Origin of the sequence: Nocardiopsis sp. NPDC058789, from assembly GCF_042745575.1 — a bacterium.
Lineage (GTDB): Bacteria > Actinomycetota > Actinomycetes > Streptosporangiales > Streptosporangiaceae > Nocardiopsis > Nocardiopsis eucommiae.
On the sequence record NZ_JBHYOW010000006.1, the window covers coordinates 308737 to 333254 of the forward strand.

A 24518-nucleotide genomic window follows, 5' to 3' on the forward strand; every position below is an offset into this window, starting at 1 on the left:
CTCCCGCACACACCGATGAAGGCCCTGCCCAGCAGGGCCTTCTTTCATGTTCCCACCAGCAGTGACGCCTGAGCGCAACCTCACAGAACCGGTCGGCGGGCCGGGCGCGGATCCGAACGTAGCCTTCTCATTGGGTGAGAATTTGCCCTTTTCATCCCTTTTGTCCGATCCATAGAGTGAGCCGGTCCCGAGCGCCGCTCGGAGCTGGCTCGGTCCGGGAGAGGGGGCGCCATGTCAGCCGACGCGACGTCCGGCAACTCGGGGCGGACCACCGACCGACTGCTCGGCGTGCTGATGGTCTTCGCCGAAGCGGAACGCGCCACCGCCTCGGAGGTCTCCGAGGCCACCGGCATCCCGGTCAGCACCGTCTACCGGATGCTGGACCGGCTGTCCGCGACCGGGTTCGTCCAACGTGTCGGCACGGCCTACGGGGCCGGTCCCGTGGCGGTCCGGTTCGCGGAGAAGTACCGCAACGGGGCGCTGGAGCGCACCGCCATCGGCCCACGGCTGGAACGGCTCTCGCACGAGTCCGGGGAACTGGCTGCCTTCATGGTGCCGGTCGGCACCGAGGCCCTGTGCGTGGACGCGGTCGAGGGAGCCCGGGTCCTGCGCTGCTGCTACACCCGCGGAGCCGTACGGCCGCTGCTGCGCGGAGCCACGGCCGAGGCACTGCTGGCCCACCTCCCCGAGGCACGGCGCCGGGAGGTGTACGCCGCCTACCGGCTGCCCGCCGAACAGGTGCGGACCCTGGAGGCCGCGCACCCGCTGGTCCGGGCACAGGGCGTGGCGGTCAGTGAGAGCGCCCTCGACGAGGGCGTGTGGGGCGCGAGCGCCCCCGTGCTCGGTGACTCGGGAGCCCTGAACGGGGTCGTCACCGTGATGGCCCCGGCCGCGCTGACCGAGCGCCGGCGCCCGTACTACGTCCGTCTCGTCAAGGAGGCGGCGCGTGACCTGAGTGGAGGAACGATTTGAACAGGGTGGATCCCCCCGTCTGGACCGGGCGCGACGACGGCCCCGGCGCCGAACACCGGCGCTGGCACGGCACCGTGCGCCCGCTCGACGGCGCCTACCGGGCCGGGACCGTGATCGTCGGCTTCGCCTCCGACGAGGGTGTGCGCAGGAACGGGGGCCGCACCGGCGCCGCCGAGGGCCCCACCGCCCTGCGCCGCGCGCTCGCTCCGCTCGCCCTGCACCGGGACGAGGCGCTGTACGACGCCGGGGACGTCCGCGTGGACGACGGTGACCTGGAGACCGGCCAGCGCGCGCTGGGCGCGGTGGTGGCCGGGGCCATGAGGGCCGGGCACCTCCCCGTCGTGCTCGGTGGCGGCCACGAGGTCGCCTACGCCAGCTACCTGGGTCTGGACGAGGGGCTGGGATCGGACCGGACCCGCACCCTGGGTGTGCTCAACATCGACGCCCACTTCGACCTGCGCGAGGAGCCGAGGCCCACCTCCGGCACACCGTTCCTCCAGATCTCCGAGGCCGAGCGGGCCCGGGGACGCGCCTTCCGGTACGCCGTCGTCGGGATCAACGAGGCCGCGAACACCCCCGTGCTCTTCGACCGCGCCGACCGGCTCGGCGTCGGGTACCTCACGGACGACCAGTGCACCGCCACGCACCTGGAACGGGTGCTGGCCTTCGTCCGCTCCTTCCTGGACACGGTGGACGACGTCCACCTCACGCTCGACCTGGACGCCCTGCCCGCGTGGGTGGCTCCCGGGGTGAGCGCCCCCGCGCCGCTCGGCGTTCCCACCGAGGTGGTGCAGGCCGTGGTCGAGGAGGTCGCCGCCTCGGGACGGCTGGCCCTGTTCGACGTGGCCGAACTCAACCCGTCCCTGGACGTGGACGGACGGACCGCGCGCGTCGCCGCTCGCATGGTGGACCGCGTACGCGCGGCCAGAGGACGGAACTCGTGAACATCTCCCTGGACCTGATCCAGACCACCACCCTGGCCGTCGTCCTCCTGCTCCTGGGCGAGTTCGCCCGGCGCCACGTGGCCTTCCTCCAGCGGTTCAGCATCCCCGGTCCGGTGATCGGCGGCTTCGCGTTCGCGCTGGCCGTCCTGGCCCTGCGGGAGACCGGCGTGGCCCAGCTGGAGCTGGACACCACGTTGCAGGAACCCGCGATGATCGCGTTCTTCACCACCATCGGACTGGGTGCCAGCGTCACTCTGCTCCGCAAGGGCGGCAAGCTGCTGATCATCTACCTGCTGGCCTGTTGGACCCTGGCGATCCTCCAGAACGTGGTGGGCATCGGGATGGCCACGGTCCTGGGCATCGACCCGGTGCTGGGTGTGATGGCCGGTGCCGTCGCCCTGGAGGGCGGCCACGGGGCCGCGGCCGCGTTCGGGCCCACCGCCGAGGCCCTGGGCACCGACGGCGCCACGGCGATCGCCATCGCCGCGGCCACGTTCGGCCTGGTCGCGGGTGGCCTGCTGGGCGGGCCGATGGCCTCCTGGCTGATGCGGCGCCACAAGGTGCGGGTGCCCGAGGCCTCGGAGAACGCCGCCGCAACCACCGTCGAGGCGGAGGAGAAGGAGGAGCCGCTGGGCTACGGCCCGCTGGTGAACACCGCAGTGCTGATCGGCGTGGTGATGGTGGCCGGGGTCGCGCTGGGCACGTGGTTCAGCGAGACCACCGGGTTCGTGCTGCCCGCGTACGTGGGCGCCATGGTGGTGGCGGCCGTCGCGCGCAACGTCGCCGACCGCTTCGGGCTGCGCATGCACCAGGGCGCGCTGTCGCTGGTGTCGTCGCTGTCGCTCGGCCTGTTCCTCACCATGGCCATGATGGGCCTGCGGATCTGGGACCTGTACGCGCTGGCCCTGCCGCTGGTCCTGCTCCTCGCGGTCCAGGTGATCGTCCTGCTGCTGTTCGTCGCGCTGGTCGTGTTCCGACTGCTGGGGAAGGGCTACGACGCCGCGACGATGGCGGCGGGCATGGTCGGCCACGGTCTGGGCGGCACCCCCAACGCGATGGCGAACATGGACGCCTTCAACCGGCGTTTCGGGGTCCGTTCGGAGAAGGCCTTCCTGATCGTCCCGTTGGCCGGAGCGGTGCTGATCGACATCGTGGCGCTGCCGTGGATCGTGTGGTGCATCAACGCGGTGGCCTGAGCGGAGCCGCCCCGAGGGACCCCCGGATCACCGACCCGGGGGTCCCTCCCCTTCTCACCCCGGGGTTCACTCCAGGGCGGGGGGTCCGGGGGCTCCCTTCCGGGCCAGCTCCGCCAGGAGGCCGCTCAGGAGCGCGATCTCCTCGTCCGTGCCGACCGAGACCCGTAGACGCCCCGGATAGCCGAGCAGCGAGCACTCGTGCACGTGGACACCGCGTGCGGACAGCCACTCCTCGACGCGCACGGCCTCGGCGGGGTCCTGGCACCGCGCGATGACGAAGTTGGTCTGGGTGCGCCGGACCTCGACGAACAACCCCGAGGCGCCGAGGATCTCCACCAGGCGTTCACGCCCCCGGACCACCTGGGCGCGGTGTCCCGCCAGGTAGGCGTCGTCGGTGATGGCGGCGGCGGCCACGTGCAGGCTGACCGCGTCCGCCGAGTAGAACCGCTGTCGTTCCCGCAGGCGGGCGGCGAGCAGCGGTGGCGCGGCCAGGACCCCGAGCCGCAGGCCCGCGAGCCCGAGGGCCTTCGACAGGCTGCGGAAGACGCAGAGGTTCTCCCACTCCCCCAGCCTCGGGACGTATCCGGGTTCTTCGGAGAAGTCGACGTAGGTCTCGTCCACGCAGACGAGGTCGACCCGGGAGGGCAGCGCGTCCAGCCACTCGCTGGCGACGACGGTTCCGGTCGGGTTGTTGGGGCGGGCGACGAAGGCGACCCCGTGCGGTCCCACCCGTTCGGGGCCGACCGTGGGCTGCCCGTCCTCCCGCAGCGGCAGTCGGGTGGTCGGCAGCCCGTGGATCTCGGGGCGCGTCCAGAAGGCGTCGAACCCGGGAACGGTGCACCAGACCCGGTCGGTGAGCGAGGTGAGCAGGTCGATGGCCTCGTCGACACCGTTGGTCAGGACCAGGGACTCCGGCCGTACCCGCCAGTGGGCGGCGATCTCCTCGCGCAGCAGTGCGCTGGCACCACGGGGGTAGCGGTGCAGGGAGTTCTGGAGGGCGAGCAGGCGGTCCACGGCGGACGGCGGCGGCCCGGCGGGGGACTCGTTGGAGCTCAGTTCCGCCGTTTTCCCCGGCTCCGGTTCCCTCTCCGACTTCGCGCGCGTCTCGATCAACGTGCGCCCCCGGGGCTCAGGCGCAGGCGGTAGCCGAGCAGGAAGCCCGTGGAGTCGACGCGGGGGTCGGCCGTCAGCTGTTGGGCGACCTCGGCACCCGCCTCGGTGAAGAGCTCGTGCCAGAACGCGTCCCGCTCCAGACGCTGCTCGGTGAGGTAGTGCACGAGGAAGTACGGGTTGTAGTAGGAGAGGGCCAGCCGATGGGCCATCGCGGCGCGGTCGGCGATGCGGTTGTCGACCTCGATCACGACCCAGTGCGCGTCCGGGTGGTGGGTGAACACCTCGCGCACGAGGCCGACCACCGCCTCCCTCCCCTGCTGTTCCAGGAGTTCCTGGAGCACGAAGGCGGAGATGAAGCAGACGGGGCCGGGGCCGAGGTCCAGTTCGGGCGCGTTCTCCGCACCGGCCACCCGCAGTCGGACGCGCTGGTCGAGTCCGCGCCGACGCATGAGCTCCTCCCCCGCGCGGACACTCGCGGGCTCCGGATCGACCCCGATGGCCGACAGACCGGGCAGGAGCTCCATGAGGTCGGCCAGGGATCCGCCGTCGCCGCACCCGAGGTCGACCACGGACTCGATCTCGTCGCGCACCGCCCCGAGCAGGTCGACGATCACGGGATAGGCGTCGTACTGGCTGATGCCGCAGCTGCCGACGCCGACGTCCAGTCCGGAACGGGAGGCGAAGCCCGCCCCCTCCTGAAGGGTCCGGCCGAGCTGTTCGAAGGTCTGGGAGTAGCCTCCGACGAGGAGTTTGTACCAGGAGGAGAACACGGCGGTCTCCCTCGCCCTCTCCTCCAGGGAGAAGGCGCCGTCGTTCTCACTGAGGTAGCCCTCGTTGGCGAGGTAGTGGAGGACCCCGACCAGGCGCCGGGGCTGGAGGGAAAGGCTTTCCGACAACTCCTCCACGGTGCGGGGACCCGCGTCGAGCTCCTTGTGGAGCCCGGTTTCCATGAACTGGTGGAGCACCTGCGCCAATACGAAGTACCTGACTGGCTGCAAAGCCTCCACCAGCCTGATCTCCAGACCGGATTTCATGGTTTCAGGCATGACGAATCCCTTCACGACAATTGCGCGTGATTTCCCTGGACCCCGGTGCGGTTAACGGCCCGGGTCGGCCGTGACGACGTGCAGTGCGAGCAGGACGAGGGTCAGCCCGCAGACGATCTGGACCGTCCGGTACCACACGGGTTGGTGGAGGCGTCGGAGTGCGTGGTGGGAGAAGTACGAGAGGAATCCGAGCCAGGCCGCCACCAGGAGGCAGTCGACGAGGCTGAGCAGCATCATGGCGGGCATCGGCGCCCACCCCTGCGGCACGAACTGGGGGAGGACCGCCAGGAAGAAGAGTCCGGCCTTGGGACTCAGGAGGTCGGCGAGGAGTCCCTGCCGGAACCACCTGCGCCCGAGCATGGGCCGCACCCGGGTGTGGCCCGAGGGGACCGTGGCGGGCGCCGGTTCGGGTTCGGGGGTCCGGGCGGGAGGGCGTTCGACGGCGGTGCGCACCCCCAGGTAGGCGAGGTAGGCCGCACCCGCGTAGCGCAGGGCCTCGAAGGCGGCGTCCGAACGGGCCACGAACGCGGCGACCCCGACCGCTGCCGCGAAACCCCAGGCGAGGGATCCCAGGGCCGCGCCCATGGCCGCCGAGAGAGCGGGTCGGACCCCGTGCACGATGCCGTTCCTCAGAACGATCACGGTGGCGGGACCCGGAGTGACGGTGACAATGAGCGAGAACACGACAAAAGATGCCAACGCCTGCTGAGCGTCCATACAACCCGTTTCGCGAGGATGCTCATTCGGATACGAATACAAGCTATAACGCACCGTGATGCCGAACAAGAGGCCAAGGCACGGTTTTCCAACTGACCGATCCGGGCAGTATGTTTCGAATTTCAATGTTTGGCACTGTTTAATGGATCGTGCCAGCCCATTTAACCCTTGTGCAACGTGCCTCGGTCGACGCTTTCGAGATTTTCGGCCACCACCCCTCCGCGCGGGATCCAGCCGACACCCGGGGCCGCCGTCCGCTCGGGCGATTCCCCCGCCGACAAAGCTGGCCAGCCAGGTGGCACGCCGACGCGCCGACAAGTGGGACGCGGATCCTTAGCGTGATATCACATGTACCGAAAGTAATCATGCGGACCGCAGTCGGTCTTCCCGTACTGAACCGTGCCGTCCCCGACGTCCCCGTGTCCGACCTCGACCGCCGACCGACGCCCGACCCCGCCCGAGGCGCGGCGCGGCACACTCAGCCCACTCGGCTGTCGGCCTCTGCATGCCCGAACCCGTGGAGAAGACACCCTTGACCCTGACCCGCCGTCCTTCCGTGATTCCAGGGCACCGAGCCCTCCCATCCGAATCCTCTCGACAGGCTCCCACCGGGACCACCGACTCCCTCGCCTCCGTGCCGCGCCCCGCCGCCCCGGCCCCGGGGAGGCACCATGAGGCGTGAGGCCGTCATCACCGGTGTCGGGGTGGTCGCTCCCGGCGCGACCAACGCGACCGCCTTCTGGGAGATGCTCACCGCGGGCAGGACCGCGACCCGGGGCATCACCCTGTTCGACCCGACGGGCTTCCGGTCCCGGATCGCCGCCGAGGTCGACTTCGACCCCGTCGCGCTCGGTCTGGCTCCCGAGCAGGCCGAACGTATGGACAGATACGCCCAGTTCGCCGCCGTCGCCACCGCCGAGGCGCTGGCCGACAGCGCCGTCTCACTGGCCGAGGTGTCCCCCTGGCGCGTCGGAGTGAGCATGGGGACGGCCGTCGGCGCCACCTCCCAGCTCGACCGCGAGTACGCGGTGATGAGCCGGGGCGGCGCGGACTGGGTGGTGGACCCCGGTGCCGCCGGGCCGCACCTGGACCTGGCCCTGTCCCCGAGCTCCCTGTCCGGGGAGATCGCCGAGCGGGTCGGCGCGCGCGGCCCGGTGCGCACCGTCTCCACCGGCTGCACGTCGGGGCTCGACGCCGTCGGCTACGCGGCGCAGGCCATCGAGGACGACCTCGCGGACGTGGTGGTCGCGGGGGCGGCCGAGTCCCCGATCTCCCCCATCGCCATGGCCTGCTTCGACGCCATCAGGGCCACGTCGGACACCAACGACGACCCCGAACACGCGTCCCGGCCCTTCGACCGGCACCGGAACGGCTTCGTCATGGGCGAGGGGGCGGCCGTGCTCATCCTGGAGGAGGCGTCGGCGGCGCGCCGCCGGGGGGCGCGTACGCGCTGCCGGGTCGCGGGGTTCGCCAACCACGGCAACGCCTTCCACATGACCGGGCTGCGCCGCGAGGGCACGGAGATGGCCCGGGCCATCACGACCGCGCTGGACCAGGCGCGCCGTCCCGCCACCGACGTGGACTACGTCAACGCCCACGGTTCGGGGACCGTGCAGAACGACCGGCACGAGACCGACGCGGTGAAGCGGGCCCTGGGTGAGCACGCCCGCCGCACCCCCATGACGTCGATCAAGTCGATGGTGGGGCACTCGCTCGGCGCGATCGGCTCCATCGAGCTCGCCGCGTGCGTCCTGGCCATGGACACCGGAGTGGTCCCGCCCACGGCGAACCTCACCACCCCGGACCCCGAGTGCGACCTGGACTACGTGCCCGTGACGGCGCGCGAGCGGAACGTCGACGTGGTCCTGTCCGTGGGCAGCGGCTTCGGCGGGTTCCAGTCGGCGGTCGTCCTGGACCGAGGAAGCGAGGTGCGGTCATGAACCCGGTGATCACGGGACTGGGAACGGTCTCCCCCGCAGGGACCGGAACCCACGACTACTGGGCGGCGCTCATGGAGGGCCGCTCGCTCATCGCCCCGCTCACCGACTTCGACACCAGCGGGTTCCCGGTCCGTCTGGCCGGGCGGGTCCGGGGGTTCGACCCCCGCGCGCACCTGGACGGGCGGTACGTCGTCCAGACCGACGCGTTCACCTGGTTCGCGATGGTCGCGGCCGAGGAGGCACTGGAGGACTCGGGCTTCGACGTCACGGCGGACCCCTACGCCACCGGGGTGCTGATCTGCTCCGGCGCGGGCGGGGCCGAGTTCGGGCAGCGCGAGCTGACCGAGCTGTACGGCAAGGGCCCCAGCCACGTGGGCCCCTACCAGTCCATCGCGTGGTTCTACGCGGCCAGCACCGGCCAGGTGTCGATCCGCAACGACCTCAAGGGCATGTGCGGTGTCCTGGTCACCGACGAACCGGGGATGCTCGACGCCCTGGGCCAGGCGGGCCAGGCCCTGCGCCGGGGAGGCTCCGCGATGCTGGTCGGCGCCAGCGAGTCGGCGCTCGGGGCGCCCTACTCCCTGGCCTGCCAGGCGGTCTCCGGCACGCTCGCGGAGGGGGACGACCCCGACTCCGCGTACCTGCCGTTCACCGAACGGACGGTCGGCTACGTCCCCGCCGAGGGCGCGGCCGTCGCGCTCGTGGAGGACCACGACCTGGCCAGGGCGCGCGGAGCCCGGGTGCGGGCCGTCGTCGCGGGCCACGCGAGCACCTTCGGGTCGGTCGGGGGCTACGACCCCGGGGGCGAGGGCCTCCTGCACGCGGCCCGGGGCGCGATGCACCGCGCCGGTGTCACCCCGGACCAGGTGGACGTGGTCTTCGCGGACGCCCTCGGCATGCCGAAGGCCGACGCCGACGAGGCCGCGGCGCTGCGACGGCTCTTCCCCGACGGCGTGGCCGTCACGGCTCCGAAGACGGGGTTCGGCCGGGCCCACGCCGGGGCCGGAGCGCTCGACGTGGCCGCCGCGGTCCTCAGCCTGGAACACCAGGTCATCCCGCCCACTCCCCGCGTCCCCGACCCGCCCGCCGGGCTCGACCTGGTCGTCCGGGTGGCCCGGCCCGCACCGCTGCGCACCGCGCTGGTCCTGTCCCGGGGCATGGGCGGCGGGACCTCGGCGGTCGTCCTCACCAGCCCACACCACGTCTGAACACGAGAACCGAACCCGAGATTCGAGGAGAGGCATGGCACAGGAACACATCACGTTGGAGGAGCTGGTGGAGCTGATCTCCGCCAGCGCCGGCGTACGGACGGACACCGGAACCGCCGCGACACAGTCGTTCGAGGAGCTGGGCGTCGACTCGCTCGGCGTGCTCGGTATCGTCGCGGAGATCGAGCGCCGGGTCGGCCGCAAGCTGGGCAGCGAGGCCGAGCTGTCGCCCTCCCCCACCGCCCTGATCGCGTTCGTCAACGAGGACGCCCCCACCCTCGTGGAAGGTGTGTGACCCCGATGGCAGTCAAGGTCGAGTACGACATCCTCATCGACGCCCCCTACGACCTGGTCTGGGAGGTGACCAACGACGTGGCCTCGTGGGCCGACCTGTTCGCCCCGAGCTACGAGTCGGTCGACGTCATCCACCAGGAGGGCGACACGATCCGCTTCCGGATCACGAAGGTCCCCGACGAGGAGGGCCGGGTCATGACCTGGGTCTCCGACCGCACGATGGACCGTGAGGCGGGCCAGACCCGGGCGGCGCGGGTGGAGACCGGGCCGTTCGAGTTCATGCACATCGTCTGGGACTACGAACAGGAGCCGGAGGGTGTGCGCCTGACCTGGAACTACGAGTTCGCGGTGAAGCCGGAGTGCCCCTGGTCCGAGGACCGGATGGAGCAGCACTTCGACGAGAGCGTGCCGGAGGAGATGTCGAAGGTCAGGGAGAGGATCGAGGCGCGGGCCCGCGAGCTCGCCGAGACGGTCTGACCGTCGCCCCGCATCGGGGCCCCGCTCCCGGCAGCGTCACCGTGCCGGGGGCGGGGCCCCTCCGCGTACCCGACCCCTCAGACCCCGGAGCGCCAGGTGCCCTGGGCGACGTCGGGCACGAAGGCGGTCAGCCGCTCCAGGGTGGCGGGGTCGGTGAGGTCGACCCTGCGGCCCTCCTGCGCGGACAGGTAGGCCGCCATCAGCAGCCGGGTCACGTCCCTGCCGTCCCGCAGGTCCTCCCGGGGCGGCTTCCCGTCCAGGAACCGCTCGACCATGTGGCGGTTCTCCTCGGTGTAGCCGTAGGTCGCCGCCTCGTCGGGGACCACCGGCATGAGTCCGCCCTCGGCGTTCTGCTTCTCCACCAGGTCCTCGCCGACCCCGCCGGCGATCTCACGGCTGAGGAACACCCTCGACTCCGTGTCCAGCGTGTTGGAGGACATGGAGTACTCCGGGCCGAGGAGTTCGTAGCTGAGCCGCAGCCCCGCGCCCACGTAGCTCCACGACGTGGTGGCCTCCGCGACCACCTGGTGGCCGTCGCCGTTGACGTAGACCACGGTGGCCCTCGCGTAGTCCTCGGCGGGGCTCCTGCGGTAGTCCACCTCGGGTCCGTACCGGTTGACCAGCTCGTCCGCGTAGTGCGGGCGCGCCCACTTCAGGCACGCGATGGTCGCCTCCACGCTCACCGGGCGCAGCCAGTCCCTGGCCTGGGTGCCGGGCGGGGTGAGGAGGTACCGGGAGGCCTCCACGCTGTGGCACATCATGTCGTTGAGGACCCCGCCGCCCTGGTGCTCCCCCTGCCAGAACCAGGCCCGGTGCGGGCCGCTGTGCTCCTCCGCGCACCGCGCCAGGTACGGGGAGCCGGACGCGGCGGCGCCACGGGCCCAGACCAGTTCGTGGGCGCGCGTCACCCCGGGCGCGAAGACCTGGTTCTCCAGGTAGCCGTGGAGCAGACCGGCCCCCTCCACCAGGCTCAGGACCTCCTCCGCCTCGGCCAGCGTGCGGCCCAGCGGCTTCTCGATGGCGATCCCCCGCAGGTCGGCCCGGCCCGAGGTGACCTCCTCGCAGATCGCCCGGACGGTCTCCAGGCGCACGTGGTTCGGGGTGGTCACCCACACCGCCTGGACGGCGGGGTCGCGCACCATCGCGCGCACGTCGTCGTAGGCGGTGGGGTCGCCCACGCGCAGCTCCCTGGCGAGGTCGGCCACCTGGCGCACCGTCTCCGCCGTCCGGCCGCACACCGCCACGACGTCGGCGTCGCGCACGCCCCGGAAGGAGCGGGTGTGGAAGTCGGCGATGAACCCGCTGCCGACGACGCCGACACCGAGCCGACCGTTCACCTGTGAAGTCACGTTGGAGTTCTCCCCATCGAATTGGCGGTACTTGTGGTGGTGGGACCGTGACGGCACGGGGGGTGTCCGCGTCACGGTCGTGGGGGGTCAGGCGCGCAGGTGTCTCTGGCGGCCGTAGGCGGTGAGCACGACGATCAGGACCAGGCCGAAGAGGATCTGGCGCGGTGCGTCCCCCCACTCGCCGCCGCCGATCTGCATGGTGCGCAGCAGGGCGCTCAGCACGGTGAGCAGGACGGCGCCGACGATGGTGCCGAGGTAGCCGCCGACCCCTCCGATCAGCGCCGTCCCGCCGATCACGACGGCCGCGACGCTGTTGAGCATGTAGTCGGCGCCCAGGTTCGTGTAGACGTTCTGGGAGTAGCCGAGGAGCAGCAGACCGCCCACGCCGGCGAACAGCGAGGACAGCACGTACGCGCTGAACCGGACCGCCGAGGGGTTGACGCCGGACAGGTGGGCGGTGGTCCGGTTGGCGCCCACCGCGTAGAGCCGCCACCCGAACGACGTGCGCCGGAGCAGCCAGATCACCACGACCGACAGCGCGAGCCACAGCCACAGGACCCCGGGGACGCCGAACACCGTGTCGCCGGTGACCAGCTGGTTGAGCAGGGGCGCGGCCGACCCCTCGGGGCGTCCGCCGGTGTAGAGGCGGATGAACCCGGCCACCACCGCGATCATGCCGAGGGTCATCACCAGGGGTGGCACCCGGAACAGCAGAACGCCGATCCCGTTGACCACCCCGATCACACAGGCCGAGCCCAGGGCCACCAGCACCGCGAAGAGGAAACCGTCGTCACTGCCGTTCATGAAGCGTGAGGCGACGATGGCGGACAGGGTCGCCGCCGACCCGACCGACAGGTCGATGCCCTCTCCTCCGGCGATGATCACCAGGGTCTGGCCGATGGCGATCACACCGAGGAACGAGGCGACGGTCAGGGTGGTGACGATGTGGCCCCATGTGGCGAAGGCGGGCGAGTAGAGGCTGGCCACGACCCAGAGCAGCAGGGTGACGACACCGGAGATGACCACCGGGTCCCGGGTCAGGCGGCGCGCGGTGAGGGTGGTGGTCATCGTGTGCCTCCTGATGCTCCGGACGCCGAACCGTCGCGGGCGGTGAGGAGCCCGGCGAGCGCGATCGCGGCGATGATGACGCAGCCATAGACGAACTCGCGGGCGTTGGTGGGAACTCCGGCGAAGAAGACGAGTCCCTGGATGAGGGAGAGCACCACTGCGCCCACCAGCGCTCCGCCGACCCCGCCGGAGCCGCCGCGCAGCCGGGTGCCGCCGATCACGAGCGCGGCGATCGACCCCAGGGTGAGCTCGGTGCCGAGGGTGGGGTCACCGGCCCCGGCGTCGGCCAGCAGCGCCACCCCCGCGAGGGAGGCCACCGCCCCGCCGAGGGTGTAGGACAGCACGCGCACCCTCGACACCGGGACGGAGGAGGTGTAGGCGGCCTCGGCGTTACCGCCCACCGCGTACAGGTGCTGGCCGTAGCGGCTCCCCCGCAGCAGCCGCCAGCTGAGGAAGAGGACCACGAGCAGCACGGCGGGGATGGGCACGTACATCGCCAGGACCATCCGGTAGGTCCCGGTGAGGACCGGCGACACCTCGCCGCCGGGTGTCGGCAGCACCAGCAGGGCGACCCCGCCGAACACCGAGCTCGTGGCGAAGGTCGCCACGATGGGTTGCAGCCGCAGGACCGCCACCACGAGGCCGTTGAAGAGCCCGCAGGCGGCGCCCGTGGCGAGCCCGGCGGCCAGGGCCAGCGGCAGGCGGGCGTCGTCCCCCTGCATGAGCACCACCGACACCGCCGAGGACAGCGTGACGATGGTGCCGATGGACAGGTCGATCCCGCCGCCGAGCACGATGATGGTCTGCGCGGCCGCGATGGTGGCCAGGGGCAGGAAGGTGGCGAAGCTGGCGCTGAGACCGTAGGGCGAGAAGAACCCCGGTTGGAGGATCGCGGAGGCCGTGACCGTGACCAGCAGGAGGAGTCCCACGGCCAGGGCCGGCATGTGCACGGACAGCAGGGATCGCACCGGACCGGGCAGGTCCCGCGTTCCGGTGCCCCTCAGGAGGTTCATGCTCCGCCCTCCTCGGCGTGGCGTGGTTCGGGGTCGGGGAGCCGGGTCGGGTGGCCCTCGTGGGCGGCGGCGACGTCGGCGCCGGTGACGTGCATGGCGCTGGCGATCAGGGTGTCCTCCGTGAGTCGGTCCCCGGACACCTCGTCCACCACCCGGCCCTCGAACATCACGAGGACGCGGTCGCAGACCTCGACCAGTTCGCGGTCGTCGCTGGAGCCGACCAGCACGGCGGCCCCGGACGCGGCCAGCTCGGCCACCACGTCGAACATCTCGGCCTTGGCGCCGACGTCGATGCCCTTGGCCGGGTCGTCCATGAGCACCACGGCGGGCTCGGTGGGGAACCACTTGCCGACGACGATCTTCTGCTGGTTGCCGCCGGAGAGCGTGGAGACCGGGTCGTCCAGGGAGCCGTAGCGGGTGTTGACGCGTTCGGCCACGGCGCGGGCGGCCGCGACCTCACGGCGCCGGGACAGCCCCACTCCCAGGAGGGCGCGGCGGCCCACCGAGGGCAGGGCGAGGTTCTCCAGGATCGGGCGGCCCAGCGCCAGGCCCTGCACGCCCCGGTTTCCGGGTACGTAACAGAACCCGGCCCGGACCGCCTGCTTGGGCGAGCGGGGGCGAACGGGGGCTCCGTCCAGCAGCACGGTGCCGCCGGTCCGGCGACCGGCGCCGAACAGCGCCGCCATGAGTTCGGACTGACCCTGCCCCTGGAGACCGCCCAGCCCGAGCACCTCGCCCGCACGGACGTGCAGGGAGACCCCGTGGAGCCGGTCCCCGGTCAGGTCCCGCACCTCCAGGCGCGGCGGCGCGGCGGGGTCGGCGCCCGGGTCCGTCCGCGCCGGGGCCGTGGGGGCGGTGTCGGTCTCCGCCACGGGGGCCGTCCTCCGAGAGCCCGACGTCCCCGCGCTCGGGCGGCCCGACATCAGTTCCAGGAGTTCGGCCTCCGGGGTCCCGGCCACGGTCACCGTGGCCACGTCGGTCCCGTTGCGCATGACCGTGGCCCGGTCGCACACCGCGTAGATCTCGGCCAGCCGGTGGGTGATGAACAGGACCAGCACGCCGCGCGCCCGGAGTTCGTCGACCACCTCGAAGAGCACCTCCACCTGGCCGCGCCGCAGCGAGGCGGTGGCCTCGTCCAGCACGAGCACGCGGGGGTCGCGGACCAGGGCCTTGCACACTTCGACCACCTGGCGTTCGCCGGGGTCGAGGTCGCTCACGCGTTCGCGGACCGGCACCCTGCCGCCGAAGGCCGGGGCGAACCGCTCCAGCCACGGCAGGGACCGCGCCAGGGCGGCGCGGCGGTCGCGGAGCCCGAACCGGGAGGGCTCCACGCCCAGCACGAGGTTGTCCAGGACGGTGAAGTCCTCGACCAGCGACAGTTCCTGGTACACGGAGCTGATCCCGGCCGCCAGGGTGTCGCGGGGGCCGCGCGGCCGCAGCGGAGCGCCGTCCAGCCGGACCTGCCCGGCGTCCGGTCCGACCACCCCGGTGAGCACCTTCAACAGGGTCGACTTGCCGGAGCCGTTGGGGCCGAGGACGGCGTGCACCGTCCCGGCGTGGGCCTCGAAGTCGGCACCGTCCAGCGCGGTGACCCCTCCGTAGCGTTTGCGCACTCCGCTCATGCGCAGAAACGGCGGTGAGTCCACGAGTTCTCTCCCTGCTCCTGTCCGTTCGCGGCCTCCGCCACGGGTGGGTCCCGCCCGGCCTACTCGAAGTAGGCGTCGGCCTCCTCGGGGGTGAGCGCGTGGTCCACGGCGTAGGCGTCGTTCTCGTCGGAGACCTCCGCGAAGCGCTCGTCGAAGGTGTCGTCGGTGATGGTCTCCGGGATGGGCAGCCAGGCGTTGTTGCCGTCGAGCCCGTCCGCGGTGAACTCCTCGCCCTGGAGCATGCGGATCACCACGTGGAGCGCGGACACCGAGACCGACGGCGGGTTGGGGACGCCGATGCTGGTGTAGTCGCCCTCCGCGCGCTGGGCGTCCCACTCGCGCATGTAGCCCACGCGCGCCTCGCCGGTCATGACGACGTCGTCCACGAGGCCCTCGGCCTGGAGGGCCCGGAAGGCGCCGAGCGCCATGCCGTCCTGGACGAACACGCCGTCGACGTCGGGGTTGCTGGCCAGCAGGTCGCGGGTGACGGTCTGGCCCTGGTTCTGGTCCCACTCGGCGTAGTCGTTGGCGACGACCTCGACACCGGCGGCGTCGAAGACCTCGCTCGCCCCGGACCAGCGGTCCTCGTTGGCGGGGTGGCCGTCGATGCCGTTGACCGCGATGATCCGGCCGCCCTCACCGACCTCGTCGGCCAGCCACTGGGCCGAGAGGGAGGCCCACTCGGCCTGGTCGATGACCACGTTGACGACGTCCTCGGAGGCCACGGCCTGGTCGATGGCGACGATCTCGATGCCCTGTTCGGCGGCCTCCGCGAACACCTGGTCCAGGGCCGTGGGCGAGTTCGGGTTGACGATGATCGCGTCCACGTCCGAGCGGATGAGGTTGCGGATCTGCTGGATCTGGCCGTTGATGTCGACGTCGGCGCTCTCCACGACCAGCTGGTCGACGATCCCCTCCGCCTCGTACTCACCGAAGGCGGTCTCCAGTTCGGACAGCATCTGCTCGCGCCACTCGCTGCCGATGAAGCCGTTGCTGACGCCGATCGTGAACGGGCCCTCGGTCTCGCCCGTTCCACCGCCGCCCTCGGGTGTGCTGCACGCCGTGGCCATCAGTGTCCCGGCCACGGCCGCGGCGCCCAGCGCCAGCGACCCGCGCCAACGTCGCCCAAGCATGTTCCGGTGCCTCGTCGAACCCATCGGGGGGACCTCCATCCTGTGAGCTGAGACACGAATCTACGCATCCTTGTGGCGACCGTCAATAACCTTTTTGATGACAATCGACAAAAGTCAGCGATGATCCGATCTCCGTTAGCGCAAAAGAACAGAGCGTGGCCAGGGGGCCAAGGAGGGTTTCCCGGGGAACGGAGAACGCCCCCGGCGAGGCCGGGGGCGTTCGGGAACGGCAAGGGCGCGGTCAGCCGAGCCGGGCGGCGAGCGCGCGCAGGGCCTCCGGGCCGAGGGGTTCCGACGCGCTCAGCGGCAGCTCCACCGTGCCGTGGTCGGCGAAGCGGGCGCGGACGGCGTCCAGGACCTCGGGGTCCACGTCCTCCGGGACCTGGTTGACGATCACCCGGCCGAGCCGGAATCCGGTCGCCACCAACTGGGCGGCGGCACGGTCGGTCTCGGCCAGCACCATCCGACGCGGCACCAGCACGAGCCTGACCTCGGCGTCCTCCCGCAGGCGCGCGGCGGCCCGCTCCAGCTTGCGGCGGCGGGCGTGCAGCTTCTCCAGCAGCGGATCGTCGGGAGCGCCGTCGCCCGCGCCACCGACGACACCCACGGCGAAGCGGTCGGCGTCCACAGCCCGTTCGCGCTGGCGCACCAGTCCCCGAACCCACGGGGTCAGCAGTTCGGGCAGGTCCAGCAGGCGTAGCAGGTGACCCGTGGGGGCGCTGTCCACCACGAGCCGGTCCCACGTGCCGGGGACCTCCTCCATGGCGTCCATGAGCAGGTCGGCCAGGGCCGACTCGGCCATGCCCGGACCGGCCGCCGCGTGGTCCAGGTGGCGGGTGACGGCGGGCAGGATCTCCCGGGGCAGAGCGGCGCTGGCGTCGTCACCGATCTGCCGGACCCTGCGTCGCAGGGCGGCGTCCGCGTCGGGCTCGCGTGCCCACAGGTGGTCGCTGACCCGCACCGGGCGGTCGCCCAGGGAGAGGCCCAGCGCGTCACCGAGCGAGTGCGCGGGATCGGTGGACACGAGAAGGGTGCGCAGGCCCGCGTCGGCCAGACCCAGCGCGTGCGCGGCGGCCATGGTGGTCTTGCCGACCCCGCCCTTGCCGCCGAAGAAGACGATGGGGGCCTCCGCCAGGGCGGGCACGGGGGCCACCGGGCGCTCACGACGCCGTCCGCCGAACCTCAACAGCACACCCCCGGTCCACCGAGATCGTCCCGCCCCATGCGCAGGTGCCACTCGTGCAGGTCGGCCACCATGTGGGGAATGAGGTCGAGGGTCTCATAGGAGACGGGCCCCTCCACTCCCAGGGTCTCCAGGAGCAGCAGGGCCCGCAGGGTGTCCTCCTGGGTGCGCGCCTCCCTGCGCAGTTCCTGGCGCCAGCGCGAGGCGAAGACCTCCTCGTGGAAGGCCTCCACCCGTTTCCAGGCGTCACGCGCGCGGGAGAGCGCACCCATGGTGTTACCTCTCCTTCGGGTCGGCCGGGGTCTCCTCGGACGGGGTCTCCTCGGCCTCGGGGAGCTCCCCGGCCCGTCGGGCGGCGAAGGCCTTGCGCAGCGCCAGACCGGCCTCCACGACCAGCCAGACCGCCAGCGCGAAGATGACGAAGTCCAGCGGGGCCAGCAGGAAGAGGTCGATCAGGGAGTCCGACCTCAGGAACGAGACCAGGTTGACGATCAGCGCCCACGAGGTCATCACCAGCAGGAACAGCAACGGGATGAGGATGGCCAGCGGGTTGCGGCCCCGCTTGGTCACCCACACCGCGATCACGGCCAGCGCGAGCCCGGCGGTGAGCTGGTTGGTGGTGCCGAACAGCTGCCAGAGGGTGCCGAAGGCGAAGTCGCCCGGGATGAGCGCCAGGCCCAGGGGGACGATCGAGGCGACCAGGGTCGCGGCGGTGAGGTTGCGCGCCAGCGGCCTGAAGCGGACGATCTCGGCGATCTCCTGGACGATGTAGCGCTGGAGGCGCACGCCGGTGTCCATGGTGGTGGCGGCGAAACTGACCACCACGACCACCGCGAAGATGACGCCGATCTCCAACGGGACGCCGATGTTGTTGGCGAACTGGCCGACACCCTCGACGAAGTTGCCGGTGGCCCCGGCGGACGCGGAACCGAAGTCGCTGTACAGCCCCCGCCAGTCCGCCAGCGGCGAGGCCGAGGCGGCGACGACACCGGCGGTGCAGGCCAGGATCGAGCAGACCGCGAGCGTGCCCTCACCGGCCGCGCCCAGGTAACCGACCATCCGGGAGTCGGTCTCCTTGTCGATCTGCTTGGCCGTGGTCCCCGACGCCACGAGGCTGTGGAAGCCGGAGATGGCGCCGCAGGCGATGGTGACGAACAGCAGGGGGAACCAGGGCGGGGAACCCGCAGGGACGTCGCTGTTGATCACCGGGGCGACGATCGTGTCCCAGCCGACGATCACACCGAGGCCGATGACGACGAAGGCCAGCATCATCTGGTGCAGGTTGATGTAGTCCCGGGGCTGGAGCAGCATCCACACCGGGATGCGGGAGGCCACGAACGCGTACACGAACAGCAGGATGATCCACACCGTGTTGGGGGTCATCCCCATCGCCTCGGAGACACCCGTGATGTCGATCGGGAACATCACGCCGAGCGGGATGCACACGTAGACCAGGGCCAGCGCGATGATCGAGGGGACCAGGGCCGCGGTGCGCCTCTTGTAGACGATCTGGCCGACCGCGATCGCCAGCGGGATCTCGATGAGCACCGGCAGGACGGCCGCCGGGTAGCTCACGAACAGGTTCGAGATGACCACCGCGAACACGGCGTTGACCATGGTCAGCAGGAAGAAGATGATCACCAGGAAGAGCGTGCGGGAACGCTTGCTGATGACCTCGCCCGCGAGGGTGCCGATGCTGCGGGCCTTGTGCCGGACCGACACCACGAGGGCGCCGAAGTCGTGCACACCGGCGGCGAAGACGGTGCCGAGCAGGATCCACGCGAGGGCGGGTCCCCAACCCCAGAAGACCGCGACGGCCGGGCCGACGATGGGCGCGGCACCCGCCACCGAGATGAAGTGGTGGCTGAAAACGATGTGCCGATTGGTCGGAACGAAATCGACGCCGTCCTTGTAGGTGTGCGCCGGGGTGATGTACCCGGGGTCGAGCGCGTACACCTTCTCTGCCAAATATCGCGAATAGTAACGGTAGCCAACGGCGAACACCGCCACCGACGCGAGTAGGACTAGGGCTGCGGGCATGGCCGAGGCCTACCTTTCACGCTCCGGGTCCAAGTCGTCACCGCGTCCCCTCTGTCCGTGCTCGTCACCTGGGGGGTCGCGGCCGATTCGGAGTATGGGTTAAAGTCACCAGAAATTAACATGCGGCATTCCTCACATATAAGGCCTGACCTTGACGGACCTGATCACGGTTTGGCAGCGATCCACCGTCGCCGAACTCTCCTGGACCACTCCTTCCGGCCCTTCGGGTATTCCCGTGGTTCCACTCATGTGGCGTGACTCCCCGTGCGTCGCGCTGCCCTACTCCATGGCCGGGACCGCCGGGGAGCTCCGGGGGCGGACCGTGGCGTTCAGCGTGAGCGCCGAGGACGCGGGGGGCCGCTCGGCGGTGGTCGGGACCGGTCCGGTCGAGGTGGTCGAGGACCTCGACGGCTCCGCGTTCGTGGAACACCTGGTGGAGCAGGAGGCGATCAAGCACCCGCCCACACGGCTGCGCGCGGACAGCCTGATCGCCCGCCGTGAGAACTGGTGGTGGGTGCCCCGCCTGCTGGTCTCCCTCACCGGGATCGAGGAGCAGCACGCCCTGCGCCCCCGGACCCGCGCGCGGGACGCCCTGCTGGTGCGGGACCGTGCGGGCCGCCCGGAGGTCGAGGTGGTCACGGCCGAGGCCTGGTCCGACCGGGGCGACGTCACCCTGTGGTCGCGCGGCGGCACCCCGCTCGAAGGAGAGGGCGAACCGGCCTTCGTGTTCGCGCACCAGTACAGCCCGGACTTCGAACGCTGGGAACGGTGGTCCCGCCGGGGCTCGCTCTCCGGGGACACCCTTCTGGTGACCGGGTCCGAGGGCGGCCCCACCGGCGACTCCCCGTCCGGCCCGCTGGCCCCCTACGGCCTGCTGGAACGCCTCGGCAACCACCGCTCCCTCGCCCGCGCCTGCCGCACGGCCATCGCCCGGGCCGAGTCCCGACGGAACACCTGACCGGGTGGAGCCCCGGGGGTCCCCGCCGGACGCTCCGGTCCGGGCGGGGGCGGCGGATAGGATGCGCTGGTAACGGCGATCGAGAAGAAACGCGCATGGGGAATCTGAACACCGAACTCTTCGCGGCGATCGACGGTGTCGCCAGCGGGGCCAACGAACACGCGCTGGCCGCGTCGGTCCAGGAACTCATGAGGAAGTACCGGAGCAGGGTGGACCCGCAGGACCTGGTCCTGGCCTCGGACACCGACGTCGCCGCCTACGCCGCCTACCGGCTCCCCGCCACCTTCACCGCCGCCGAGGCCGCCTTCGAGACCGCCGCGGCCTCGATCCCCGGGTTCGCCCCCGCCACCCACCTGGACGTCGGCGGCGGCATGGGCGCCGCCGTGTGGGCCGCCTCCTCCGCCTGGCCGTCCCTGCGCTCGACCACCGTGCTGGAGCAGTCCGCCCCCGCCATCAGGCTGGGCAAACGCATCGCCCGCCGGTCCACGGCACCGGCGGTCAGCGGATCGGAGTGGGAACGCTTCCGGCTCACCGGAGCCGTCCCGGACGGTCCCCGTGTGGACCTGGCCACCATGTCGTACGTGCTCAACGAACTCACCCCGGAGGTCCAGGAGGAGGTCGTGCGCTCCCTGGCCCGACGGGCCCGGACCGTCGTGCTGATCGAGCCCGGCACCCCCGAGGGGTACGCGCGCGTGATCAGCGCCCGGAGGCACCTCCTGGCGGAGGGGATGACCGTGGCGGCGCCCTGCCCGCACGGCGAGGCCTGCCCCATCGCCCCGGGTGAGGACTGGTGCCACTTCTCCGAACGCCTCAACCGTTCGGGCGTCCAGCGCAGGCTCAAGTTCGGCACGCTGGGCTTCGAGGACGAGAAGTACTCCTTCGTGGCCGCCACCACCGACCCCGTCGACCGCCCCGCCGACCGCGTCCTGCGCCACCCCCAGAAGCGCAAGGGCCTGGTCTCGCTGAGCCTGTGCACCACGGGCCCCGGGATCGAGGAGCGGGTGGTCTCCAAGCGTCAGGGCCAGACCTACCGCGCGGCCCGCAAGGCCGACTGGGGCGACGCCTGGCCGCCCCCGGAGACGGTCGGCGACTGACCGCGTCCGCCACCCCGGCGTCATCCCCCGAGTACGGAAGCGAAGCCCGCTGGGAACCGCCGCGCCCCGACGACGAGGGCGTGGCGTGGCCCCGGACCGGGAGTACGTCTCCGTCCCGGCCCTCCCGAACGACGACGGCGTCCTCGTAGCCATTCCCGCTGGACGGTTCGGGAGACCGCGTCACCCTCCTGGACGGGGAACTGGAGCCCGTGGAGGACTTCACCGTCCCCACCCGGTGACCCGCGTCCCCTTCCGGTCGGACCGCCCGGGCGCCTCGATCGCGGTGACGGCCGCCGCTATCCAGTGGTCAGCGCCAGGCGGCCGGGTCCCCGCCCCACCGGGTGGAGGAGTGGGCCCACCCCTCGGGACCGCCCGCGTAGGAGACCGGCGGGAGCGCGTGGCGCAGCCCGCCGTAGGCGGATGGGGACTCCGTCAGCCAGTCGGCGGGGTCGTACCCCCCGCCCTCGGCCGGGACGCGGACGACGTCGTTCATCAGCCAACCGGCGGTGCCCGCGAGGGAGAAGCGCAGGCGCCGCCCCCGGCCGTCCCGCTGGCGGTCGGTGAGGGCCCGCAGCACCCCGGCGGCCAGCAGGTAGCCGGTGCCGTGGTCCAGGGCCTGGGCGGGGAGCGCCCCCGGACGCCCCTCGGGACCGGCCTCGATCGCCGCGATCCCGCTCGCCGCCTGCACCAGGCTGTCGAACCCCCGCCGACCGGCCCACGGCCCCGACCAGCCCCAGGCACACAGCTGGGCGACGACCAGCCCGGGACGGCGGGCGACCAGTTCCTCGGCGGCCAGCCCGTGGGCGTCGAGTCCGCCGGGCCGGTAGCCGGCCACCACCACGTCGGCGGAGTCCAGCAGCGCCTCGAAGGTGCTCCGCCCCTCGGCCGTGCCCAGGTCCAGCAGGGTGGAGCGCTTGCCCATGCCGGTGTCGGTGTGGCTGTCCGGGTCCTCCTCCAGCCACGGGGAGTCCACGCGCAGGACGTCCGCGCCGAGCAGCGCGAGGGTCCGGGTGGCGACCGGACCGGCGATGACGCGGGTCAGGTCGAGCACCCGCGCCCCGCTGGCGGGGAGCCCGATGTCGCCCTCGGCCAGGCGGCGCCCGCCGTCGGGCCCCAGCGCGGCGGCCTCCGCCAGCGGGAGCCCGGCCGCCCGGAAGCCGCCGGGCGCACCCGGCTCCCCGTTCCCTCTGGGCGCGGGCGCCACGGCGACCGCCAGGCCTCCCTCGGCGTACACCGCGTCCTGGACCTCGCGCGCGGGGGTCGAGGCCACCCTCGCGGCCAGCCCCTCCGGGCCGGTGCCCTCGTCCAGCTCCAGTGCGGCCAGCAGTCGGGCCCGGTGGTGGGGGTAGTTGGCGTGGGTGCGCACCCAGCCGTCGGCGGCCCGCCAGAATCCGGAGAGCGGTGCGAAGGGGGTCGGCGCACGACCGTCCACCAGGAGGTGGCGCTCGCTGACGAAGGAGGTGGCCACCGCTCCCTCCTCGACGTTCACCTCCGGGACCGGCTGGCCGCCGCGCGCAGAGAGCAGTTCGGCGGCGGCGAGGGAACACGCGCCCACGGTGGCCCGGGCCAGCTCCCGGACGGGCAGGGCGGCTGGCAGCACCGCCCCCGCTCCCCGGTAGGCCACCCGTTCCGTCAGCTCCGGTGCGCCACCGATCGACTGCCACGCCTGGGTCGTCGCCGTGTCCTGTGCTCCGCCGGGGTTCGTCATGGCGCCATTGTGCCCCTCCGGCTCCCGGGCGCCTCCGATCAGCCCCCGGTCGGGGTGGCCCCGGGTCACGCCCGGGGCCACCGGCTCGGGTCGGCGGGCCGGGTCGGTGGTTCACCGGTCGGACCGTCACCCGGTGCGCGCCGCGTAGGCTGCGGGGATGGACGGCCACGCGGACACGGTGGTCCTCAGACCGGGGATCGACGGCATCGCCGAGGTGTTCCACACCCACCTGCGCCAACACGCCTACCCGATGCACACGCACCGGTCGTGGACGCTGCTCATCATCGACTCCGGAACCGTCCGCTACGACCTGGGCCGCCACGAGCACGGCGCCCTCGACCGCACGGTCACCCTGCTGCCGCCGGGCGTCCCGCACAACGGCACCCCCACCACCGCGCAGGGGCTGCGCAAGCGGGTGCTGTACCTGGAACCGGAACAGATCGACACGGGGCTGGTCGGCCGGGCGGTGGACCACCCGATGTTCGACGACCCCCTCCTGCGCCACCGCGTCCACCAGCTGCACGGCGCCCTGTTCCGGCAGGGGGACCGCCTGGAGGCGGAGAGCCGGCTCGAACTGGTCTCCGAGCGGCTCCGCCAGCACCTGCGCGGCACGGTGGGTCCCGCCGCGCACCCCGACGACCCCGGCCTGGCCGAGCGGTTGCGCGACCTCCTGGACGCGCGCACCGTCGAGGGGGTGCCGCTGGCCGAGGCCGCCCGGACCCTGCACGCCCACCCCGCCCACCTGACCCGCGTGTTCACCAGGCGGTTCGGGATGCCCCCGCACCAGTACCTGGTGGGTCGGCGCGTGGACCTGGCGCGGCGGCTGATCCTGGAGGGGCGGGCTCCCGCGCACGCGGCGGCCGTCTCGGGCTTCTACGACCAGGCCCACCTGAACCGGCACTTCACCCGGATCCTCGGGCTGCCTCCCGGCCACTACGCCCGCGCGCGCCGAACGGGCGCCCCGTCGCGGCTCAGCGGTGCATCCGAGCGCCCTTGACGATCCGGTCCACCCCGTTCTTGGCTCCGTGCACGGCCAGTCCCACCAGGTCCAGGGAGTCGCGGCGGACCGCGCGGACGGCGGCCCTGTTGTCCCGGTCGTTGCCGGTGGCGAACAGGTCGGAGGTGAACACCGCCAGGTCGGCCTTCCGCGAGACCGCCCGGCCGTGCGCCCTGGTCAGGGTCTCCCTGTCGGCCTCGAACACCATGACGGGCTGGCGGAACATCGGCAGGTAGGCGGTGCCGTCGGCGTCCTCATAGGGGTGGCCGACCAGCTCCGGGACACGACTCCCCAGCCCACTGACCAGGAACGACGTGACGTTGAGCCGCTGCCAGACGGCCAGGTCGTCACGGAGCAGGACGGCGATCTTGGTGTCGAAGCGCACGGGTGCGTCTGTGGTCTCCATGCGTCACATCCTCACC

Annotated in this window: 23 protein-coding genes; 10 read left to right on the forward strand and 13 right to left on the reverse strand. The window is 72.1% G+C overall.

What is annotated here, in order from left to right; translation table 11 throughout:
* Nucleotides 1–231 precede the first annotated feature (231 nt).
* Genes ACFW3L_RS11085 through gltS form a run of 3 tightly spaced genes read left to right on the forward strand, consistent with a single transcriptional unit; the run spans nucleotide 232 to nucleotide 3112 of the window.
* Entirely contained in the window at nucleotides 232–972 is a 741-nt protein-coding gene (locus ACFW3L_RS11085; protein ID WP_378738848.1) for an IclR family transcriptional regulator, read from the forward strand.
* The gene (hutG, locus tag ACFW3L_RS11090; protein ID WP_378738850.1) at nucleotides 969–1916 is read left to right on the forward strand and encodes a formimidoylglutamase; all 948 of its coding nucleotides are present in this window, start codon (nucleotides 969–971) and stop codon (nucleotides 1914–1916) included. Before ACFW3L_RS11085 ends, hutG begins: the two co-directional genes overlap by 4 nt.
* Complete coding sequence (gene gltS / locus ACFW3L_RS11095; protein ID WP_378738852.1) at nucleotides 1913–3112, forward strand: sodium/glutamate symporter; 1200 nt, start codon at nucleotides 1913–1915, stop codon at nucleotides 3110–3112. Before hutG ends, gltS begins: the two co-directional genes overlap by 4 nt.
* Before the next feature lie 66 nt (nucleotides 3113–3178).
* On the opposite strand, the gene ACFW3L_RS11100 is transcribed toward gltS, so the two are convergent.
* The 3 genes from ACFW3L_RS11100 to ACFW3L_RS11110 are packed head-to-tail and all read right to left on the reverse strand — an operon-like array spanning nucleotide 3179 to nucleotide 5988.
* The gene (locus ACFW3L_RS11100; protein WP_378738854.1) at nucleotides 3179–4225 is read right to left on the reverse strand and encodes a pyridoxal phosphate-dependent aminotransferase; all 1047 of its coding nucleotides are present in this window, start codon (nucleotides 4223–4225) and stop codon (nucleotides 3179–3181) included.
* Entirely contained in the window at nucleotides 4222–5271 is a 1050-nt protein-coding gene (locus ACFW3L_RS11105; RefSeq protein ID WP_378738856.1) for a 2-ketoarginine methyltransferase, read from the reverse strand. The genes ACFW3L_RS11100 and ACFW3L_RS11105 overlap by 4 nt, the downstream gene beginning before the upstream one ends.
* Before the next feature lie 51 nt (nucleotides 5272–5322).
* Nucleotides 5323–5988 (reverse strand): LysE family translocator, encoded by a 666-nt coding sequence (locus tag ACFW3L_RS11110; protein ID WP_378738860.1) that lies wholly within the window; start codon nucleotides 5986–5988, stop codon nucleotides 5323–5325.
* Between the two features lie 671 nt (nucleotides 5989–6659).
* Between ACFW3L_RS11110 and ACFW3L_RS11115 the strand changes: the two genes are divergently transcribed.
* The 4 genes from ACFW3L_RS11115 to ACFW3L_RS11130 are packed head-to-tail and all read left to right on the forward strand — an operon-like array spanning nucleotide 6660 to nucleotide 9907.
* Nucleotides 6660–7928, forward strand: a complete 1269-nt coding sequence (locus ACFW3L_RS11115; RefSeq protein WP_378738863.1) for a beta-ketoacyl-[acyl-carrier-protein] synthase family protein — start codon at nucleotides 6660–6662, stop codon at nucleotides 7926–7928.
* Entirely contained in the window at nucleotides 7925–9136 is a 1212-nt protein-coding gene (locus ACFW3L_RS11120) for a beta-ketoacyl synthase N-terminal-like domain-containing protein (RefSeq protein ID WP_378738865.1), read from the forward strand. The genes ACFW3L_RS11115 and ACFW3L_RS11120 overlap by 4 nt, the downstream gene beginning before the upstream one ends.
* 34 nt (nucleotides 9137–9170) lie before the next feature.
* Complete coding sequence (locus tag ACFW3L_RS11125; RefSeq protein ID WP_378738867.1) at nucleotides 9171–9431, forward strand: acyl carrier protein; 261 nt, start codon at nucleotides 9171–9173, stop codon at nucleotides 9429–9431.
* Between the two features lie 5 nt (nucleotides 9432–9436).
* The gene (locus tag ACFW3L_RS11130; protein ID WP_378738869.1) at nucleotides 9437–9907 is read left to right on the forward strand and encodes an SRPBCC family protein; all 471 of its coding nucleotides are present in this window, start codon (nucleotides 9437–9439) and stop codon (nucleotides 9905–9907) included.
* Between the two features lie 77 nt (nucleotides 9908–9984).
* On the opposite strand, the gene ACFW3L_RS11135 is transcribed toward ACFW3L_RS11130, so the two are convergent.
* The 8 genes from ACFW3L_RS11135 to ACFW3L_RS11170 all read right to left on the reverse strand — a co-directional run bounded on the left by ACFW3L_RS11135 (nucleotide 9985) and on the right by ACFW3L_RS11170 (nucleotide 19339).
* On the reverse strand, nucleotides 9985–11256 hold the full coding sequence (locus tag ACFW3L_RS11135) for a Gfo/Idh/MocA family protein (RefSeq protein ID WP_378738872.1): 1272 nt from the start codon (nucleotides 11254–11256) through the stop codon (nucleotides 9985–9987).
* A gap of 87 nt (nucleotides 11257–11343) precedes the next feature.
* Nucleotides 11344–12324, reverse strand: coding sequence for an ABC transporter permease (locus ACFW3L_RS11140; protein ID WP_378738875.1), 981 nt, complete (start codon nucleotides 12322–12324; stop codon nucleotides 11344–11346).
* Nucleotides 12321–13337: an ABC transporter permease gene (locus ACFW3L_RS11145; protein ID WP_378738877.1), complete on the reverse strand. Its 1017-nt coding sequence runs from the start codon at nucleotides 13335–13337 to the stop codon at nucleotides 12321–12323. Before ACFW3L_RS11145 ends, ACFW3L_RS11140 begins: the two co-directional genes overlap by 4 nt.
* Complete coding sequence (locus ACFW3L_RS11150) at nucleotides 13334–14983, reverse strand: sugar ABC transporter ATP-binding protein (protein WP_378738879.1); 1650 nt, start codon at nucleotides 14981–14983, stop codon at nucleotides 13334–13336. The genes ACFW3L_RS11145 and ACFW3L_RS11150 overlap by 4 nt, the downstream gene beginning before the upstream one ends.
* Nucleotides 14984–15042: 59 nt before the next feature.
* The gene (locus ACFW3L_RS11155) at nucleotides 15043–16116 is read right to left on the reverse strand and encodes a substrate-binding domain-containing protein (RefSeq protein WP_378738881.1); all 1074 of its coding nucleotides are present in this window, start codon (nucleotides 16114–16116) and stop codon (nucleotides 15043–15045) included.
* 241 nt (nucleotides 16117–16357) lie between these two features.
* On the reverse strand, nucleotides 16358–17308 hold the full coding sequence (locus ACFW3L_RS11160; protein ID WP_378738883.1) for an ArsA family ATPase: 951 nt from the start codon (nucleotides 17306–17308) through the stop codon (nucleotides 16358–16360).
* Nucleotides 17299–17571, reverse strand: a complete 273-nt coding sequence (locus ACFW3L_RS11165; protein WP_378738885.1) for a cory-CC-star protein — start codon at nucleotides 17569–17571, stop codon at nucleotides 17299–17301. The genes ACFW3L_RS11160 and ACFW3L_RS11165 overlap by 10 nt, the downstream gene beginning before the upstream one ends.
* 4 nt (nucleotides 17572–17575) lie before the next feature.
* Nucleotides 17576–19339, reverse strand: a complete 1764-nt coding sequence (locus ACFW3L_RS11170; RefSeq protein WP_378738887.1) for a carbon starvation protein A — start codon at nucleotides 19337–19339, stop codon at nucleotides 17576–17578.
* A gap of 151 nt (nucleotides 19340–19490) precedes the next feature.
* On the opposite strand from ACFW3L_RS11170, the gene ACFW3L_RS11175 reads away from it, so the two are divergent.
* Both ACFW3L_RS11175 and ACFW3L_RS11180 read left to right on the forward strand, forming a co-directional pair.
* Entirely contained in the window at nucleotides 19491–20297 is an 807-nt protein-coding gene (locus ACFW3L_RS11175) for a hypothetical protein (protein ID WP_378738889.1), read from the forward strand.
* Between the two features lie 95 nt (nucleotides 20298–20392).
* Nucleotides 20393–21391 (forward strand): small ribosomal subunit Rsm22 family protein, encoded by a 999-nt coding sequence (locus ACFW3L_RS11180; protein ID WP_378738891.1) that lies wholly within the window; start codon nucleotides 20393–20395, stop codon nucleotides 21389–21391.
* Between the two features lie 307 nt (nucleotides 21392–21698).
* Here the strand turns inward: ACFW3L_RS11180 and ACFW3L_RS11185 are convergent, their stop codons facing one another.
* Complete coding sequence (locus ACFW3L_RS11185; protein WP_378738893.1) at nucleotides 21699–23099, reverse strand: CoA transferase; 1401 nt, start codon at nucleotides 23097–23099, stop codon at nucleotides 21699–21701.
* A 157-nt stretch (nucleotides 23100–23256) separates the two neighbouring features.
* Between ACFW3L_RS11185 and ACFW3L_RS11190 the strand changes: the two genes are divergently transcribed.
* The gene (locus tag ACFW3L_RS11190) at nucleotides 23257–24096 is read left to right on the forward strand and encodes a helix-turn-helix domain-containing protein (protein WP_378738895.1); all 840 of its coding nucleotides are present in this window, start codon (nucleotides 23257–23259) and stop codon (nucleotides 24094–24096) included.
* Here the strand turns inward: ACFW3L_RS11190 and ACFW3L_RS11195 are convergent.
* Nucleotides 24071–24502, reverse strand: a complete 432-nt coding sequence (locus ACFW3L_RS11195) for a DUF2000 family protein (protein WP_378738897.1) — start codon at nucleotides 24500–24502, stop codon at nucleotides 24071–24073. The two genes, ACFW3L_RS11190 and ACFW3L_RS11195, sit on opposite strands and share 26 nt — an antisense overlap.
* Nucleotides 24503–24518 lie beyond the last annotated feature (16 nt).

Bases quoted from the DNA above. Each gene is read 5' to 3' on its own strand.
- ACFW3L_RS11110 (WP_378738860.1), bottom strand. From the start codon at position 5,988: ATGGACGCTCAGCAGGCGTTGGCATCTTTTGTCGTGTTCTCGCTCATT.
- ACFW3L_RS11165 (WP_378738885.1), bottom strand. From the start codon at position 17,571: ATGGGTGCGCTCTCCCGCGCGCGTGACGCCTGGAAACGGGTGGAGGCC.
- ACFW3L_RS11085 (WP_378738848.1), top strand. From the start codon at position 232: ATGTCAGCCGACGCGACGTCCGGCAACTCGGGGCGGACCACCGACCGA.
- ACFW3L_RS11155 (WP_378738881.1), bottom strand. From the start codon at position 16,116: ATGCTTGGGCGACGTTGGCGCGGGTCGCTGGCGCTGGGCGCCGCGGCC.
- ACFW3L_RS11140 (WP_378738875.1), bottom strand. From the start codon at position 12,324: ATGACCACCACCCTCACCGCGCGCCGCCTGACCCGGGACCCGGTGGTC.
- ACFW3L_RS11105 (WP_378738856.1), bottom strand. From the start codon at position 5,271: ATGCCTGAAACCATGAAATCCGGTCTGGAGATCAGGCTGGTGGAGGCT.
- ACFW3L_RS11125 (WP_378738867.1), top strand. From the start codon at position 9,171: ATGGCACAGGAACACATCACGTTGGAGGAGCTGGTGGAGCTGATCTCC.
- ACFW3L_RS11120 (WP_378738865.1), top strand. From the start codon at position 7,925: ATGAACCCGGTGATCACGGGACTGGGAACGGTCTCCCCCGCAGGGACC.
- ACFW3L_RS11190 (WP_378738895.1), top strand. From the start codon at position 23,257: ATGGACGGCCACGCGGACACGGTGGTCCTCAGACCGGGGATCGACGGC.
- ACFW3L_RS11195 (WP_378738897.1), bottom strand. From the start codon at position 24,502: ATGGAGACCACAGACGCACCCGTGCGCTTCGACACCAAGATCGCCGTC.
- ACFW3L_RS11170 (WP_378738887.1), bottom strand. From the start codon at position 19,339: ATGCCCGCAGCCCTAGTCCTACTCGCGTCGGTGGCGGTGTTCGCCGTT.
- ACFW3L_RS11145 (WP_378738877.1), bottom strand. From the start codon at position 13,337: ATGAACCTCCTGAGGGGCACCGGAACGCGGGACCTGCCCGGTCCGGTG.
- ACFW3L_RS11185 (WP_378738893.1), bottom strand. From the start codon at position 23,099: ATGACGAACCCCGGCGGAGCACAGGACACGGCGACGACCCAGGCGTGG.
- ACFW3L_RS11180 (WP_378738891.1), top strand. From the start codon at position 20,393: ATGGGGAATCTGAACACCGAACTCTTCGCGGCGATCGACGGTGTCGCC.
- ACFW3L_RS11115 (WP_378738863.1), top strand. From the start codon at position 6,660: ATGAGGCGTGAGGCCGTCATCACCGGTGTCGGGGTGGTCGCTCCCGGC.
- ACFW3L_RS11130 (WP_378738869.1), top strand. From the start codon at position 9,437: ATGGCAGTCAAGGTCGAGTACGACATCCTCATCGACGCCCCCTACGAC.